Source organism: Verrucomicrobiia bacterium, from assembly GCA_035629175.1.
In the GTDB taxonomy this organism is placed as follows: domain Bacteria; phylum Verrucomicrobiota; class Verrucomicrobiia; order Limisphaerales; family DASXHY01; genus DASXHY01.
The window spans coordinates 41,885-55,470 of sequence record DASPIL010000098.1 but is presented as its reverse complement, the minus strand read 5'-3'; the positions used below and the strand labels follow the sequence as shown (position 1 = coordinate 55,470).

General features: G+C 56.9%; 13 protein-coding genes. 8 read left to right on the top strand and 5 right to left on the bottom strand.

Going from position 1 to position 13,586, the window contains the following annotated elements:
* The first annotated feature begins 82 nt into the window (after window positions 1-82).
* The 7 genes from VEH04_18045 to VEH04_18015 are packed head-to-tail and all read left to right on the top strand — an operon-like array spanning window position 83 to window position 7,386.
* Entirely contained in the window at window positions 83-1,267 is a 1,185-nt protein-coding gene (locus VEH04_18045) for an XRE family transcriptional regulator (protein ID HYG24680.1), read from the top strand.
* A 3-nt stretch (window positions 1,268-1,270) separates the two neighbouring features.
* Complete coding sequence (locus tag VEH04_18040) at window positions 1,271-1,732, top strand: DUF4411 family protein (GenBank protein ID HYG24679.1); 462 nt, start codon at window positions 1,271-1,273, stop codon at window positions 1,730-1,732.
* A 7-nt stretch (window positions 1,733-1,739) separates the two neighbouring features.
* A complete protein-coding gene (locus tag VEH04_18035) occupies window positions 1,740-2,168 on the top strand; it encodes a DUF3037 domain-containing protein (protein ID HYG24678.1) in 429 nt (142 codons plus the stop codon).
* Window positions 2,165-2,518: a hypothetical protein gene (locus VEH04_18030; protein ID HYG24677.1), complete on the top strand. Its 354-nt coding sequence runs from the start codon at window positions 2,165-2,167 to the stop codon at window positions 2,516-2,518. The genes VEH04_18035 and VEH04_18030 overlap by 4 nt, the downstream gene beginning before the upstream one ends.
* Entirely contained in the window at window positions 2,502-3,419 is a 918-nt protein-coding gene (locus VEH04_18025) for a hypothetical protein (GenBank protein HYG24676.1), read from the top strand. The genes VEH04_18030 and VEH04_18025 overlap by 17 nt, the downstream gene beginning before the upstream one ends.
* A gap of 2 nt (window positions 3,420-3,421) precedes the next feature.
* Window positions 3,422-4,189 carry an HIRAN domain-containing protein gene (locus VEH04_18020; protein HYG24675.1) on the top strand — a complete coding sequence of 256 codons (768 nt, stop codon included), beginning with the start codon at window positions 3,422-3,424 and terminating at the stop codon, window positions 4,187-4,189.
* A 14-nt stretch (window positions 4,190-4,203) separates the two neighbouring features.
* On the top strand, window positions 4,204-7,386 hold the full coding sequence (locus tag VEH04_18015; GenBank protein ID HYG24674.1) for a type I restriction endonuclease subunit R: 3,183 nt from the start codon (window positions 4,204-4,206) through the stop codon (window positions 7,384-7,386).
* A gap of 111 nt (window positions 7,387-7,497) precedes the next feature.
* Here VEH04_18015 and VEH04_18010 read toward each other — a convergent pair whose 3' ends face one another.
* The 5 genes from VEH04_18010 to VEH04_17990 all read right to left on the bottom strand — a co-directional run bounded on the left by VEH04_18010 (window position 7,498) and on the right by VEH04_17990 (window position 11,921).
* A complete protein-coding gene (locus VEH04_18010; GenBank protein HYG24673.1) occupies window positions 7,498-8,229 on the bottom strand; it encodes a hypothetical protein in 732 nt (243 codons plus the stop codon).
* Window positions 8,230-9,030: 801 nt separating this feature from the next.
* Window positions 9,031-10,398 carry a DNA recombination protein RmuC gene (locus VEH04_18005; protein ID HYG24672.1) on the bottom strand — a complete coding sequence of 456 codons (1,368 nt, stop codon included), beginning with the start codon at window positions 10,396-10,398 and terminating at the stop codon, window positions 9,031-9,033.
* Window positions 10,395-10,922: a hypothetical protein gene (locus VEH04_18000; GenBank protein HYG24671.1), complete on the bottom strand. Its 528-nt coding sequence runs from the start codon at window positions 10,920-10,922 to the stop codon at window positions 10,395-10,397. The genes VEH04_18005 and VEH04_18000 overlap by 4 nt, the downstream gene beginning before the upstream one ends.
* 44 nt (window positions 10,923-10,966) lie before the next feature.
* Complete coding sequence (locus VEH04_17995) at window positions 10,967-11,350, bottom strand: RidA family protein (GenBank protein HYG24670.1); 384 nt, start codon at window positions 11,348-11,350, stop codon at window positions 10,967-10,969.
* Between the two features lie 145 nt (window positions 11,351-11,495).
* The gene (locus tag VEH04_17990) at window positions 11,496-11,921 is read right to left on the bottom strand and encodes a glycogen-binding domain-containing protein (GenBank protein HYG24669.1); all 426 of its coding nucleotides are present in this window, start codon (window positions 11,919-11,921) and stop codon (window positions 11,496-11,498) included.
* A 188-nt stretch (window positions 11,922-12,109) separates the two neighbouring features.
* On the opposite strand from VEH04_17990, the gene VEH04_17985 reads away from it, so the two are divergent.
* Entirely contained in the window at window positions 12,110-13,519 is a 1,410-nt protein-coding gene (locus VEH04_17985) for a TolC family protein (GenBank protein HYG24668.1), read from the top strand.
* The last annotated feature ends 67 nt before the right edge of the window (window positions 13,520-13,586 follow it).

Sequence of the window (13,586 nt, the reverse complement as noted above, 5' to 3'; positions counted from 1 at the left end):
AATGATTCCGTTAGAACACCTGGGGCACCGCGTGCCTTCCAACGGAATTGCCTAAACCGGGGATAACAGCTTAAATTCATTCGTGCCGCGAAGCATTCCAGCATTGGTCAAGCCGGCCCTCCTCGTTTGGGCGAGGGAACGCGCCGGTTTTGCCATCGAAGACGCGGCGACCAAGGCTGACATCGGGGTGGAAACTCTACGCGCGTGGGAAGCGGGTGAAAGCCAGCCTTCGATTCCCCAGCTTCGGAAGCTGGGAGAAATCTACAAAAGGCCCTTGGCGGTTTTCTTTCTGTCCGAGCCGCCCAAAGATTTCGATGCGCAGCGGGAATTCCGCCGGCTTCCAGGCCTATTGCCGCAGAAAGAGACGCCAGAATTGCGTTTGGCCTTGCGCACGGCTTTGTTTCGCCGCGAGATTGCGCGCGAATTATACGAACGGTTGCAGGAAGACATCCCGCACACGACCGCGGTGGTTCATCCCGACGAAGACGAGGAAGCGGTGGCGCAACGTGTTCGTGAGTTGTTGGGGATTTCCTGGGCCAAACAATTATCCTGGAATGGGCCCTATGCTGCGTTGGATGCGTGGCGAAGCGCAATCGAACGGCAGGGCGTGCTTGTGTTCCAAACCGGAATGATCAGCGTGGACGAAATGCGCGGCATCAGCATGCCCGATGGGCCGCTGCCCGTCATCGTCCTGAACAATGCTGATGCACCGCACGGGCGCATTTTCACGCTGCTGCACGAGTTCATTCACATCCTGCTGAACAACGGCGGGCATCGAACCAGCAAACTGGAAGGGCAGAAACTTCCGGAAGATCAAATTTTGGAGCGGGTCGGAAACCGATTTGCCGCCGCGGTCCTCATGCCCAAAAAGGAATTCCTAGCGGAAGCGGCCAATAATCCTGCCGCCATGATGGGCGATGAGTCGGCGCTGAAACGTTTTGCGAACCGGATCAAAGCCAGCCCGGAAGCAATCCTGCGGCGCTTGGTGGCGTTGCATCGTGTTGCCCCATCGGTCTATCGCCAAAAGCGGCGCGGTTGGCAGAAGCAATCGTGGTATTCACCACAGCAAGGCGAAGGCGGACCGCCAATCGAGGTGAGGGTCGTTTCGGCAATCGGAAGGCCGTTCACGTCATTGGTGTTGGAAGGGTACCAGCGCAATGCCGTGAGCAGCGCCGATATCGTGGATTATCTGGGTGTTCAATCGAAGCATCTACAGAAAATTACACAGCAGCTTCTTCCCGGACCAGGCATGGAGGCAATCGCGTAAGCTATGCCCTACTGCGTGGATACCAGCGGCTGGCTGGATGGCTGGCAACGCCATTATCCACCGGATGTGTTTCCCACGCTGTGGGCGAAGATCGACGCGCTGATAGCGTCCGGCGAAATCATTTCCAGCGAGGAGGTATATTTAGAGTTGGAGCGGAAATCGGACGATCTCCAGGATTGGATCAAGGCTCGAAAGCAGATGTTGGTTGCGCTGGATGAGCCGATACAACTTCGAGCGGTCGCATTGTTGAGCGAATACCCGCGTCTTGTAGACACGCTTCGCGGCCGTTCCAAAGCTGATCCGTTCGTAATCGCAACCGCGATAGAACGAAACGCGGTCGTGGTGCCCGGCGAAATTATCAGCGGCAATCTCGAAAAACCGCGCGTTCCTGACGTCTGTCAGGTGAAGGCGATTCGGTGCATCAACTTTCTCCAAATGATCCGGGAATTGAAACTGACTTTTTGAACTCGCCGTGAAAACAGCTTATAGCACCATCACCTTCCGATACGTCCACGACGTCGTCACAGGTGAGTTTGCGAATATCGGCGTCGTGCTCCACGCGCCGGAACAACGTTACCTCGGGGCGCGCTTTTCGTCTTCGTGCGATCGCATAAAGAGAATGTTCAATCAGGTTGACGAAATTCACTATCTCGCCGCGTTAGAGCATTTGCAGGCTAGGTTTTCAGAAGTCGCGGCCAATATGCAAACTACCACAGCGCCTATTCCTGCAGGCTGGTTGCTTGAGATCGTGCAACAGGTGTTGCCATCAGATGATAGCAGCCTGCAGTGGTCGAGTGCTTTCGTCGGATTCACTGACGATCCGGAGAAAACTTTGCAACAAGTTTACACCCGCCTGGTGGAACGGTACGCACCACCCGCCCGTAATGCGGCGCTAACATGAACAACGGCATCTCCGAGTCGGTTGTTGAACAATGTTCTCTCGATTGGCTCGGTGAACTGGGCTACCAGGTTTTGTCCGGCCTGACCATCGCGCCGGGCGAAGCAGCGGCTGAGCGCACTGACTACAAACAGGTTTTCCTGTTCGACCGGCTGCAATTCAAACTGGCAGCGCTGAACCCCAAAATTCCTGCCGAAGGTTTGCAGGAGGCGTTGCGCAAGGTTTGGTTGTTCAGTCATCCCACGCTCATCGGAAAGAATTTGGAATCCTACACGCTGGACGCGCTGCTGCCCAAACTGCCCTCGGGCGAGTTGCGCGTGCCCATGCCATCTGAGCATGTTTCCCATCCGTAAAGTTGATCAAGGCCAAGCCGAGGATATCGAATACCTCGGAACGAAACGGAAGTTTTGGTTCTCTTCTGGCGGACAGCGGTATCTTTTCAAGGCGGAAGAACGCGGCACGGGTGAAGATTGGGCAGAGAAAATCGTTTGCGAACTGTGCCGACGGCTGGGCATTCCGCACGTCGAATACGATCTGGCCTATGAGTTCGATGGACAGAAACCGATACAGCCCGGTGTGATTTGTCCCAGCTTTGCTCCCCGTCCGTTGTCGTTGATCCTGGGTAATCAGCTTTTGGTTCAGCGCGATCCGGCTTATCCGGCTGGAGAGGAAAGAAAATACGGTATTCGGGAATACACGGTGGACGCCGTAGCTGACGTGGTCGCAGCTTTGCATCCGCCGTCGCCCGAATGGATGCGCGGCACACCGACGGAAATCACAACGGCGCTGGGAGTGTTCATTGGTTACATGATGCTGGACGCCTGGGTGGCAAATCAGGACCGGCACCATCAGAACTGGGGCGCGGTTTTGAACGCGGGAATGTTGCGGCTGTCACCTACGTTTGATCATGGCGCATCGTTGGCGCGGAACCTGACAGATCAAGACCGCAAGTCGCGCATTGAGACACGGGACAAGAACCGGACCGTCGAGCATTTTGCCGGGAAAGCGCGATCGGGTTTTTATGCCACAGCCAAAAACGAGAAAACCATGCTTGCGCTGGACGTATTTCGTAAATTCACCGAACGTGACAGTGCGGCGGCAAGAATCTGGCTGGGCAGACTGAGCGGAATCAGTCACAGTGCGATGGACGCGATTCTGGCGGAAGTTCCACCGGAACGGATGTCGCCGGTGACGAGAGAATTCACTTTGGAATTGTTGATGATCAACCAGCGCCGATTGGTAGAAAGCTTTTGACCATGAACGCACTACTTGTTGCCTCACGTTCCGCTGATTCAAGCACGGGCGGTTGGAGTCCGATTGGACGTCTGGAGTTCAAGGACGGAACATATCGGTTTGCCTATACCAATGGCGCGCGAACGGCGGCGGGGTTCACTCCGTTCAGCGGCATGGAAAACCTCGAAGAGATTTACGAGTCCAATGACTTGTTTCCCGTATTCGCCAATCGCCTTCTGCCCAAGTCACGCCCGGAATACGAAGCCTATTTGCAGTGGAGCGGTTTTGACCCCGCAAGCCAGCCTGATCCTATCGCGGTTCTCGGAGTCACAGAGGGAATTCGCCGGACGGACATGATTGAATTGTTTCCGTGTCCTGCGCCCGACGAACAAGGTTGCTATTTGAGCAAGTTCTTCCTGCATGGGCTGCGCTACATGCCGGACTCGGCGAAAGCCCGCGTGCTATCCTTGCAACAAGACGAACCACTTTATCCAATGCTAGACCTCTGCAACCCGGCTGACCGGAATGCGGTGGCATTGCGAACTGTCAATTCCGACCGCTTGATGCTTGGTTATGTTCCGCGCTACCTCGCACACGATGTCTGGAAGCTTTTTCAAGGATGCGAACCTGAGTTTATTAAAATCTTTGTTCATCGTGTGAACCGGGATGCACCGCTCCAACAGCGTTTGCTCTGCCGGATGCACGCGTGCTGGCCGGAAGATTTTCAGCCATGCAGTGGCGAGGAGTTTCAGCCCATCCCCAAGGGGATTCCAGACCAGTGCGGTGCGTAACATGGAGGAATGTTTTGCCTGCAAACCTGGTTGAAAACGATGTCGAGCTTGCCTCACTGGATTGGCTACAAAAGCTGAGCTACGTCACCGTTTATGGGCCTCACCTAGCGCCTCGCGAACCCTCGGCAGAACGTGAGAGCTTCACGCACGTTCTTCTGCTCGGTCGACTGCAAGGGAAACTGCCGTCTCTCAATCCGAAAATTCCCGCCGATGGTTTGCAGGAAGCATTGCGCAAAGTTCGGTTGTTCAGTCATCCCACGCTGATTGAAAACAATCGCGCGTTTCATCGGCTGCTGGTGGAAGGCGTGGATGTGGAGTTTCGGAACAAGGCAGGCGAGATCGTTCACGACAAGGTGTGGCTGATTGATTTCGCGAATCCCGAGGCCAATGAATTTCTCGCCGTCAATCAGTTCACGGTGGAGGAAGGACACTTCAACCGGCGCGCGGACGTGGTCGTGTTCATCAACGGCCTGCCGCTGGCGATGCTGGAACTGAAGAACATCACGGACGCGCAGGCCACGATTCGCCATGCGTTCAACCAGTTTCAAACTTACAAGGCGCAAATCCCGTCGCTGTTCAACACGAACGCGCTTCTGGTGATTTCCGACGGACACGAAGCGCGACTCGGCACGATCACGTCGGACTGGGAACGCTTCATGGCGTGGCGCACCGTCACGGGCATGGAGCTTGTCCCGCCCGGTTCGCTGCAACTGGAAACGCTGCTCAAAGGCGTGTTTGAGAAGTCACGCCTGCTGGACTTGATCCGTAACTTCATCGTGTTCGAAGATGACGGGCAAAAGGTGGTGAAGAAGTTGGCGGGCTATCATCAATTCCACGCGGTGAACAAAGCGGTGGAGTCCACTGTCAGGGCGGCGGGTCTTCAGCGTAGCGCGGCCGTCCCGGCTGCGAGTTCGAGCGGCGTCTCGCCGCGCGAAGGAACACCGGGCGAGACGCCCGGTAAACTCGCAGGCGAGGACGCCTGCGCTACAGGCGACCGGCGCGCCGGTGTCATCTGGCACACGCAAGGCAGCGGCAAAAGTCTTTCGATGGTGTTCTACGCCGGGAAGATCATTCAGCACCCGGCGATGGAGAATCCAACGCTCGTCGTCCTCACGGATCGCAACGATCTGGACAATCAACTTTGCGACACGTTCTCTGCCTGCGCGGATTTGCTACGGCAGAAGCCGGTGCAAGCTGAGAGCCGGGAACATTTGCGTGAGTTGCTTAAAGTGGCGAGCGGCGGCGTGGTGTTCACCACCATTCAGAAATTCTTTCCCGATGAGAAGAGCGGCAAGCATCTGCTGCTATCCGACCGGCGCAACATCGTGGTCATTGCCGACGAAGCGCACCGCAGCCAATACGATTTCATTGATGGCTTCGCCAAGCACATGCGGGATGCGCTGCCCAAGGCTTCGTTTATCGGCTTCACCGGCACGCCCATCGAGAAGGGCGACAAGAACACGCAGGCCGTGTTTGGCGATTACATTGACGTTTACGACATTCTCCAGGCGAAGGAAGATCACGCGACCGTGCCGATCTATTACGAGGCGCGGCTGGCGAAGATTGATTTGAAGCCGGAGGAACGCCCGAAGATTGACCCGAACTTCGCGGAGGTGACCGAAGACGCCGAGGAATCCACCAAGGAAAGTCTGCGCCGGAAATGGGCGCAACTGGAGGCGATGGTCGGCACGGAAAAGCGCATCGGTCTGGTGGCCGAAGATTTGGTAAAGCATTGGGAGGCGCGCCTCGGCGCCATGGATGGCAAGGCGATGGTCGTCTGCATGAGCCGCCGCATCTGCGTGGATCTTTACGATGCCATTCGAAAGCTCCGCCCACAATGGCATGACGATGACGACGCCAAAGGCACGATGAAGATCGTCATGTCCGGCTCGGCTTCGGACAAATTGGAATGGCAGCAGCACATCCGGAACAAACCGCGCCGCGAGGAACTGGCGAAGAATTTCAAGAACGCGAAGCATCCGTTCAAGATTGTCATTGTGCGCGACATGTGGCTCACCGGCTTTGACGCGCCGTGTCTGCACACGATGTATGCGGACAAGCCGATGAAAGGCCACGGCCTCATGCAAGCCATCGCGCGCGTGAATCGCGTTTTTAAAGACAAGCCCGGTGGATTGGTGGTGGATTATCTCGGGCTCGCGGAAGAACTGAAACTGGCGCTGGTTGATTACACCAACAGCAAAGGCAAAGGCGAAATCAAGCTGGACCAGGAGGAAGCCGTGGCCGTAATGCTGGAGAAATACGAGAAGGTCTGCGCCATTCTCCATGGTTTCGACTTTCAGTCCGCTGCTGAGGCTTCGCCTGCAAAGCGAATGCCGCTCATCGCGCAAGCCGTCGAGCATGTGCTGCAACAGACGGATGGGAAGCCGCGATACTTGCAAGCGGTCATGGAACTCTCCAAGGCGTTCGCCTTGTCTGTTCCGCACGAGAAGGCTTTGGAGATTCGTGATGAAGTCGGTTTCTTTCAGGAAGTTCGCGCCGTGTTGTCGAAGCCCATCGACGGTGGTGATGGGAAGAAGTCAGCGGAGGAATACGAGACCGCAGTCCGGCAGATCGTTTCCCGAGCGATTTCGTCCGACAAGGTCATAGACATCTTCGATGCCGCCGGATTGAAGAAACCGGATATTTCTATTTTGTCGGATGAATTTCTCGCCGAAGTCCAACACCTCCCCCAGCGCAACCTCGCGGTCGAGTTGTTGCAGAAGTTGCTGAACAACGAGCTGAAAATCCGGTCTGCGAAGTATCTGGTTCAGTCCCGTTCATTTGCTGAGATGCTCGAAGCCACCATCCGAAAATATCAGAATCGCACCATCGAAGCCGCACAAGTCATCGCCGAATTGATCGAACTGGCGAAGAAGATGCGTGAAGGCCATCAACGCGGCGAGAAGCTTGGACTGACGGATGATGAAGTAGCGTTTTACGATGCGTTGGAAGTCAACGACAGCGCGGTGAAAGTTCTCGGCGAACCCACGTTGAAAGACATCGCGCGGGAGTTGGTCACACAAGTCCGCAAGAGCGTAACCATTGACTGGACGCTCCGCGAAGCCGCGCAGGCCCAAATCCGTGTCATAGTCCGCCGTATCCTGCGCAAATACGGTTATCCGCCGGACAAGCAAGAAAAGGCGACACAAACCGTGTTGGAGCAGGCCAAGCTACTCTGCGCTGGATGGGCGGTATGAAATGAAGGTTCCGCCCACGATTCACCCAGATATGGGATGTCAGTATAAAAAGTTCGAAAACGAACAGGCGCTTTGGAATCAAAGCGCCTGTCACATGATTCCCCTGCATTTCTATCCAGCCCTCAGTTGGCGCGAAGGATTCAATCCGAACGCGAGACGCACGGTTCGGTTCGATTCATCTCCGTGCGGCCATTCCGCAGCAGCCGCGGCCTGGATCGTGAAGCGTTGATCGTTGACGGTCCTTATTGCCGCCGCTAACTCATCGCGGTCATGTGCAACCGCCGCCGTCGCGTGCGCCACGGCATCGCAGGCCGCAACCCATTCCTCCCGGACTTTCTGGAAGCCCTTGAGCCTGGCATTGATTCCCGGCAGCGTATCGGTAGAAGCGACGCCCAGGACAGTTTGCGAAGCCTGGGCAAGGCTCGCGTTGGTGCGTTCCCACTTGGTGCCGATGAGGTAGTCGTCCAGCCTGGGACGGTTGGTGCGCGCGTACTTTTGTTTTGCGGCCATCTGCACCTGTTTCACTACCGCAGCGAGCGCATCCCATGCGCGGCGTTCGTTTATAATCGCCACCCGGCGCACCGTGACGCTAACAAGCAATGCGGTAGCCTGTTCGCGCACGCCTTCGACCAGTTTCCGGAACTTGCGCGTAAACTCCGGGCTGATGTCCCGCCCGGCCAATGCCAGCGCGTAATCCGCATTCTGCGCTGCACCGCCGACCATGTCGGCCACGTTGAGCGCTTCCATCTGCGCCCGGTTCAAAGGCCCGAGCGGCTTGTTGTGGACTGTCGGTTTCAATTCCGGCGGCGTTTCAACCGCCGCCGATGTGTTTTCAGTTTCCATAGGATTTCCTTTCTAACCTTCGCTTTTTGGCTCCAGTTAGTTGTTATCATCAGCATCAGCAATGCCAGACCCATTTCTTATAAGTTTGCCTCGCAGTGGAATTTGCGGCGCTTCTGATATGCACAGCTTGGGATTCGACTGTTACGCGCAAATCGATGGTTATAAGTTTATGAAGTTGCCCTGTTCAACCACGACCGGTTGTTGCCACGAAAAAGGCGGAATACTTTAGGTTGCGAATTGCGAAGCCGGATCTTCGATGGGGTGTCAAGTTCATCAAACCGCTCGTGATAATTGCCTGACCATAAGTAACCTGCCTGGATCGGGTGTGTTCCTGGCAACGAAGCGTGGCATCACTGGCCATTCCCTGGGGGAGAAATCATCCACTCCTGAGACACAAGAAGCGGAATTCAGCTTCAGCTTGGAGCCTTCAATCGGTTACCCACACGCTGCGTCCCATCCATCAAAGGCTCTGCTGATTCGTGTGAATTCGTACCACCATAGTATTCGGGAGCCCGCCCTTGGGATTTCGTTGACTGGACCAGCGAGTACTGTGCGCTGCGCCACGATTCCGTCCTTAAACTTACGGTTTAGCCGCTTGAACCTGAGATTTCGGGCACGGGACTTAAGATTCGGTCCTCCATCCTACAATTCGGCCGCTCCGCCTTACGATTCGTGCGGTCTGCTCTATGATTGGGGGGCGTTGCCCTACGGTTTTGTTGCCTTGACGTGCGATTTCGGAGCGTTGCCCCAAGTCTTTTGGCCGTGCGGTACGATTTGTTCCTGATAGTTGAATTTTTCGCATCAGGAAGCAGGCGGCAGCCGAAGATTTGCTTCCAGTGGGACGATTTCCGCCAGCTCTTTCTGGGTCGCGCCGCCACGCAGCTTCTGGATGCGATCGCCCGCCGGTCGCACCATGCGCTCGTAACTTCCCACAGCGTCATTGTAGGCGTTGTTGGCGCGGTCCAGGCCCGCGCGGATGCGTTCGAAATGTTCCGTGAACTTGCAAACGCGCGTGAATAAATCCTGCGCCGCCTCGGCGATTGCTGCCGCATTCTCTGTTTCCGCATGTTGCTGCCAGCTCACAGCCACCGACCGAAGCAGCGCAATCAAGGACGCGGGCGTGGCGAGCAGGATCCGCTTCCCTGCCGCCCAGACAATCAATTCCTGATCCCCCTCGAGTGCGGCGCTAAACAGCGATTCAGCGGGAACAAACAAAACGACGTAGTCCAAGGCATGCGGGAATTGGCGCGGATAATCGCGCTCCGCCAGTGACTTGATCGTGGATCGCAGCTTTGCAGCGTGCGATGCAAGGGATGTCGCGCGCTTCACTGGATCCGCCGTTTCCAGCGCAGTCAGGAAATCAAAATCGGGAACCTTGGAATCAACAATGATCAAACGGTTACCCGGAAGGCGCACCATCAGGTCAGGCTTGGAATCCCCCTCCTTGGTCTGCTCGACAAAGTCGCAATGGGCGCTCAATCCGGCCGCCTCGACCACCCGTCGCAAGGTTTCTTCACCCCATCGGCCGCGCGCCTGATTCGAGCGCAGCACCATCCGAAACTGCTGGGTTTCGTTCGCAAGCGATTCACTTTGTTGCGACAACAACTCCAATTGCTTCTTCACCTCGCCGAGGGTCGATGACTGCGCGGCCTCACTCTGCTGAAGGCGCTTCTGATAGGACTCGAGCTGTTGTTTCAACGGTTCAACAAGCGTCTTGATGGATTCCTGTCGTTGCGCCAGATCCCCTTTCGCCGCTTCCTGGAATCGACCAAGACTCTGCTCCGCCAATCGCAGGAACTCCGGGGCGGTTTGCTTCAGGGCATCCGCGCTTAATGCCTTAAAAGCGTCCCGCAAATCGGCAAGCGCCTTCGACTGCGCCTCTTGCAGTGCACCCATGCTGTTCTCGTGAAGCGTCCGCTGTTCCGAAAGCAGGTTTTCAGCGGCGGATCTCTTTGCCTCCGCAGCCGCCCGGGCGTTGGTGGCTTCAACCAGCTGCGCCCGCAGTTGAATCAACTCCGCCTCCCGCTGCGCAACCTGCTGTCGCAACTCGCTTTCCAATCGGTTGTCCGCAGGAACAGCACTTTTGCGGGAACCTATGAGCCAGCCGATGGCAAAGCAAACACCCCCGCCCAGCACAAAACCAATGACGAAATAACCGACAGCAGTCATGCGCGCTTGCCCGACCGCGGCATTGGCTTGCGTGACGATCCGGATGCCCCCAGAAGGCGCTTTCCGCTGACGAGGACATTTGTGAAATCGACGACATACGCGCGCTTGCCGCGCTTTTCTATTTCGTGGCATTCCGCACGCAGACGTTTGCTGACTTCTTCAAGACCCCCGGGATACTTTGGATTCACCTCCCCGCCGTTTTTCAACGTGCGCCAGTAGGGCGTGATTCGTTTCGAACCGAGAGAACTTGCTTCAGCTGCGGCATGCGCGGCAATCCAAGAGAAAATTCCAGTCGTGATGGGGCACGCCATATCCGCTTGGTGACGCGACGCCACGGCGCTGCGAAGTTCATTGATCGTCACAACCCGTCCCTTCGGCACTCGCTTCATGAGGGCGTCCACTTCGCGCGGCGCCGGGATCACCATCATGCCGGCCCCGAACCGCCTGGCCATCTCGCCCGGCACCTGGAAGACCCGCGGCAGGTTTTTGTCATCGGCCAGTTTATCCTTCCAGGATTTCCTCATAAATTCAAACGCGGTTGGAGCAAGGTTTCCGCGCCAGTTGATTGTTAAAAATGTGCGACGACTTCAATCTCCACATTGGCGCCCTTAGGAAGCGCAGCGACCTGAATCGTGGAGCGCGCGGGAAAATCTTTCGTGAAGTACTTCGCGTATACCTCGTTCATCCCCGCGAAATCACCCAGGTTCGTCATGAAAACCGTGCTCTTCACCACGTTCGCAAACGTCAATCCTTGATCTTCGAGAATTGACTTCACGTTCTCCAGCACGCGTTCCGTTTGCACCTGGATGCTGCCCGGAACCAGGCTGCCGTCCTTTGGGTCAATGGGAATCTGGCCGGCGCAAAACAGGAGGTCGCCGACTTTAATGGCGTGATTGTAAGGACCAACAGCGGCGGGGGATTTGGCAGGTTTGATGATCGTTTTGGTAGCCATGGGAATTTGTAAGTTGAACCGAGATTAGAGCCTGGGCGAAATTTCTCAAGCGGCTGTTTTCGAATGGGCGCTCGAAAAAAGCCGTGGGGTTCGCGAAAGCTCGCGAACGTTGCAACCCCGATTGTGGGCGCCCGTGCGGAGCGGGCTATTTCGCCTGGGCGAACAGCATGAACACTCGCGGGCCGCGCTCAGTAATCAACTGATAACGCTGCTCGTCAGGTCCGGCTGGCATCGCAAAACCGTCGGCATTGCGATCATGAACCGGCTGCCCGTCCACGAGGATCATATAATGATGTGTCTTGTTTGCTGGAATCTGGTCGATCGTGGTTTGCCACGAATTGGTGCTGGCATCCCGCTGCATGGAAACCTTTTGCCAGCCGTTGAACGATCCCGCTACTTCAACGACGGACGGCGGTTGTGCATGTCCTTCCGGGAGGCGCCAGCGAAAAACCTTGGCGTAGGTTGGCCGGCTGCCTTGGGAAATGGGTGAACGACTGGGTGAGACTGGCGCAGACGGAGCGGCCTGGGGGGCCTGCCGCTGGCCAAACAACTTATTGATACCACTGAGCATAGTGCGAAGCCGAAGGGTAATGCGCCGGTTTTCCGGTGAGCAAACTTAAACGAAAAATTATCGCTCATTCTCGCATCCCGTATATTCACGATAGACAATCGCATAAGTTTCTGCTGCGTCGAATGGTCCGCTGCCGGTATATAAAAAAGCTCGTCGGCTCCGGCCGCGGTGAAGATATTGTGCGCCTCATGAAAAGGTTCACTCGGGTGATAGCTCTGATTTCGATTGCAGCCAGCGCCGCAATTGCAAGCGCCGCGCCGCGCTTTGACACCGCTCCCGCAGCGCAGGAAACCGCGTGGCTTTCAAAACCTTTGTCCCTGCTGGAGGCCTTGAACATCACGCTGCGCCAGAATGCCAGCATCGCCCGCGCGCGCAGCGACCTGCAGGCCACATACGGCCTTGTCATCCAGACCCGCGCCATTGCGCTTCCCCGCATCCAGACAACCACGTCCCGCGGCCCTTCCTCGTTCGTCAGCACGGATCCCAATCTTACCGAGCCGTTTCCAGTCGGCGGGAGCCCCCAGTTCCCGCATCAAAACTGGGCGGCAGGGGTGCAGCTGGTTCAATCGATTTACGAAGGTGGCCGCGTCAGTTCTGCGCTGCGGGCCGCGCGGCTCACACGCGAACAGGCGCTGCTGGAATACCAAACCGCAGTCGCTGACACTCTCCTCGCCACGCGCATCGCCTACTTCGATGTTCTCGTCGCCGAACAGCAGATCGTCGTGAACGAAGCTTCCGTGAACCTCCTGACCCGCGAACTCGAAGATCAACGCCGTCGATACGACGCTGGAACAGTTCCGCGCTTCAATGTGCTGCGAGCCGAAGTCGCAGTCGCGAACCAGCGGCCGAACTTGATCCGCGCCCGAAACGCTTTTCGCATCGCGAAAAACAACCTGGTGAACCAGCTCGGTTACAATCTGCCGCGCGAGGTGTGGGAGGATATCCCGTTGCAACTGACCGATCGACTCGAGGCCGCGCCCTATGATGTTTCCTTGCCCGATGCCATCCAGCAGGCTTTGAATCGGCGCACTGAGCTGGGTTCCCTGCGCAAAGCAGAACAGCTTCGGCGCGAAAACATCGTTCAAGCGCGGTCTGGCTACAAACCAAGCCTCCAAGGCTTCGCAGGATACGAATGGCGCAGCTCCCAATATATTAGCGATCTGAGCCGCGAGGTCGACGGCTGGGTGGTGGGAGCCCAATTGAACTGGAACATTTTTGACGGCTTTGAAACCCGCGGCAGGGTGATTCAGGCGCGCGCCGAACACGAACGCGCGCAGGTGGATGTCGACGATGCGGGACGCAGGATTGAACTTGAGGTGCGTACGGCTTATTCCACGTTCATCGAAGCAAAGGAAGTCTTGGAATCGCAATCCAAGGTCCAGGAAGAGGCCGACGAAGCACTGCGACTCGCGAAAGCGCGCACCGAAGCGGGATCGGCGACGCAGTTGGACGTGTTGAATGCTGAAACTTCCCTGACGCAGGCCCGGACGACGCAAATCCAGGCGCTGCACGATTACGCCGTGGCCCGCGCCCGCCTCGATCGCGCGGTCGGCCAGGAAGTGGTTCAGGAATCCTTGGGCAGCCGGCCTCAGCGCTGAGGGTCACACCGACAGAAGTGGAGAGCTTTCCTGCGCTTTCTTTGAATTGCCGTCGCAGACGCCGGGC

What these genes read in the sequence shown, in the direction of transcription:
- VEH04_18040 (HYG24679.1), top strand. Translation starts at nt 1,271, where the DNA reads ATGCCCTACTGCGTGGATACCAGCGGCTGGCTGGATGGCTGGCAACGC.
- VEH04_18030 (HYG24677.1), top strand. Translation starts at nt 2,165, where the DNA reads ATGAACAACGGCATCTCCGAGTCGGTTGTTGAACAATGTTCTCTCGAT.
- VEH04_18025 (HYG24676.1), top strand. Translation starts at nt 2,502, where the DNA reads ATGTTTCCCATCCGTAAAGTTGATCAAGGCCAAGCCGAGGATATCGAA.
- VEH04_18020 (HYG24675.1), top strand. Translation starts at nt 3,422, where the DNA reads ATGAACGCACTACTTGTTGCCTCACGTTCCGCTGATTCAAGCACGGGC.
- VEH04_18010 (HYG24673.1), bottom strand. Translation starts at nt 8,229, where the DNA reads ATGGAAACTGAAAACACATCGGCGGCGGTTGAAACGCCGCCGGAATTG.
- VEH04_18005 (HYG24672.1), bottom strand. Translation starts at nt 10,398, where the DNA reads ATGACTGCTGTCGGTTATTTCGTCATTGGTTTTGTGCTGGGCGGGGGT.
- VEH04_18000 (HYG24671.1), bottom strand. Translation starts at nt 10,922, where the DNA reads ATGAGGAAATCCTGGAAGGATAAACTGGCCGATGACAAAAACCTGCCG.
- VEH04_17995 (HYG24670.1), bottom strand. Translation starts at nt 11,350, where the DNA reads ATGGCTACCAAAACGATCATCAAACCTGCCAAATCCCCCGCCGCTGTT.
- VEH04_17990 (HYG24669.1), bottom strand. Translation starts at nt 11,921, where the DNA reads ATGCTCAGTGGTATCAATAAGTTGTTTGGCCAGCGGCAGGCCCCCCAG.
- VEH04_17985 (HYG24668.1), top strand. Translation starts at nt 12,110, where the DNA reads ATGAAAAGGTTCACTCGGGTGATAGCTCTGATTTCGATTGCAGCCAGC.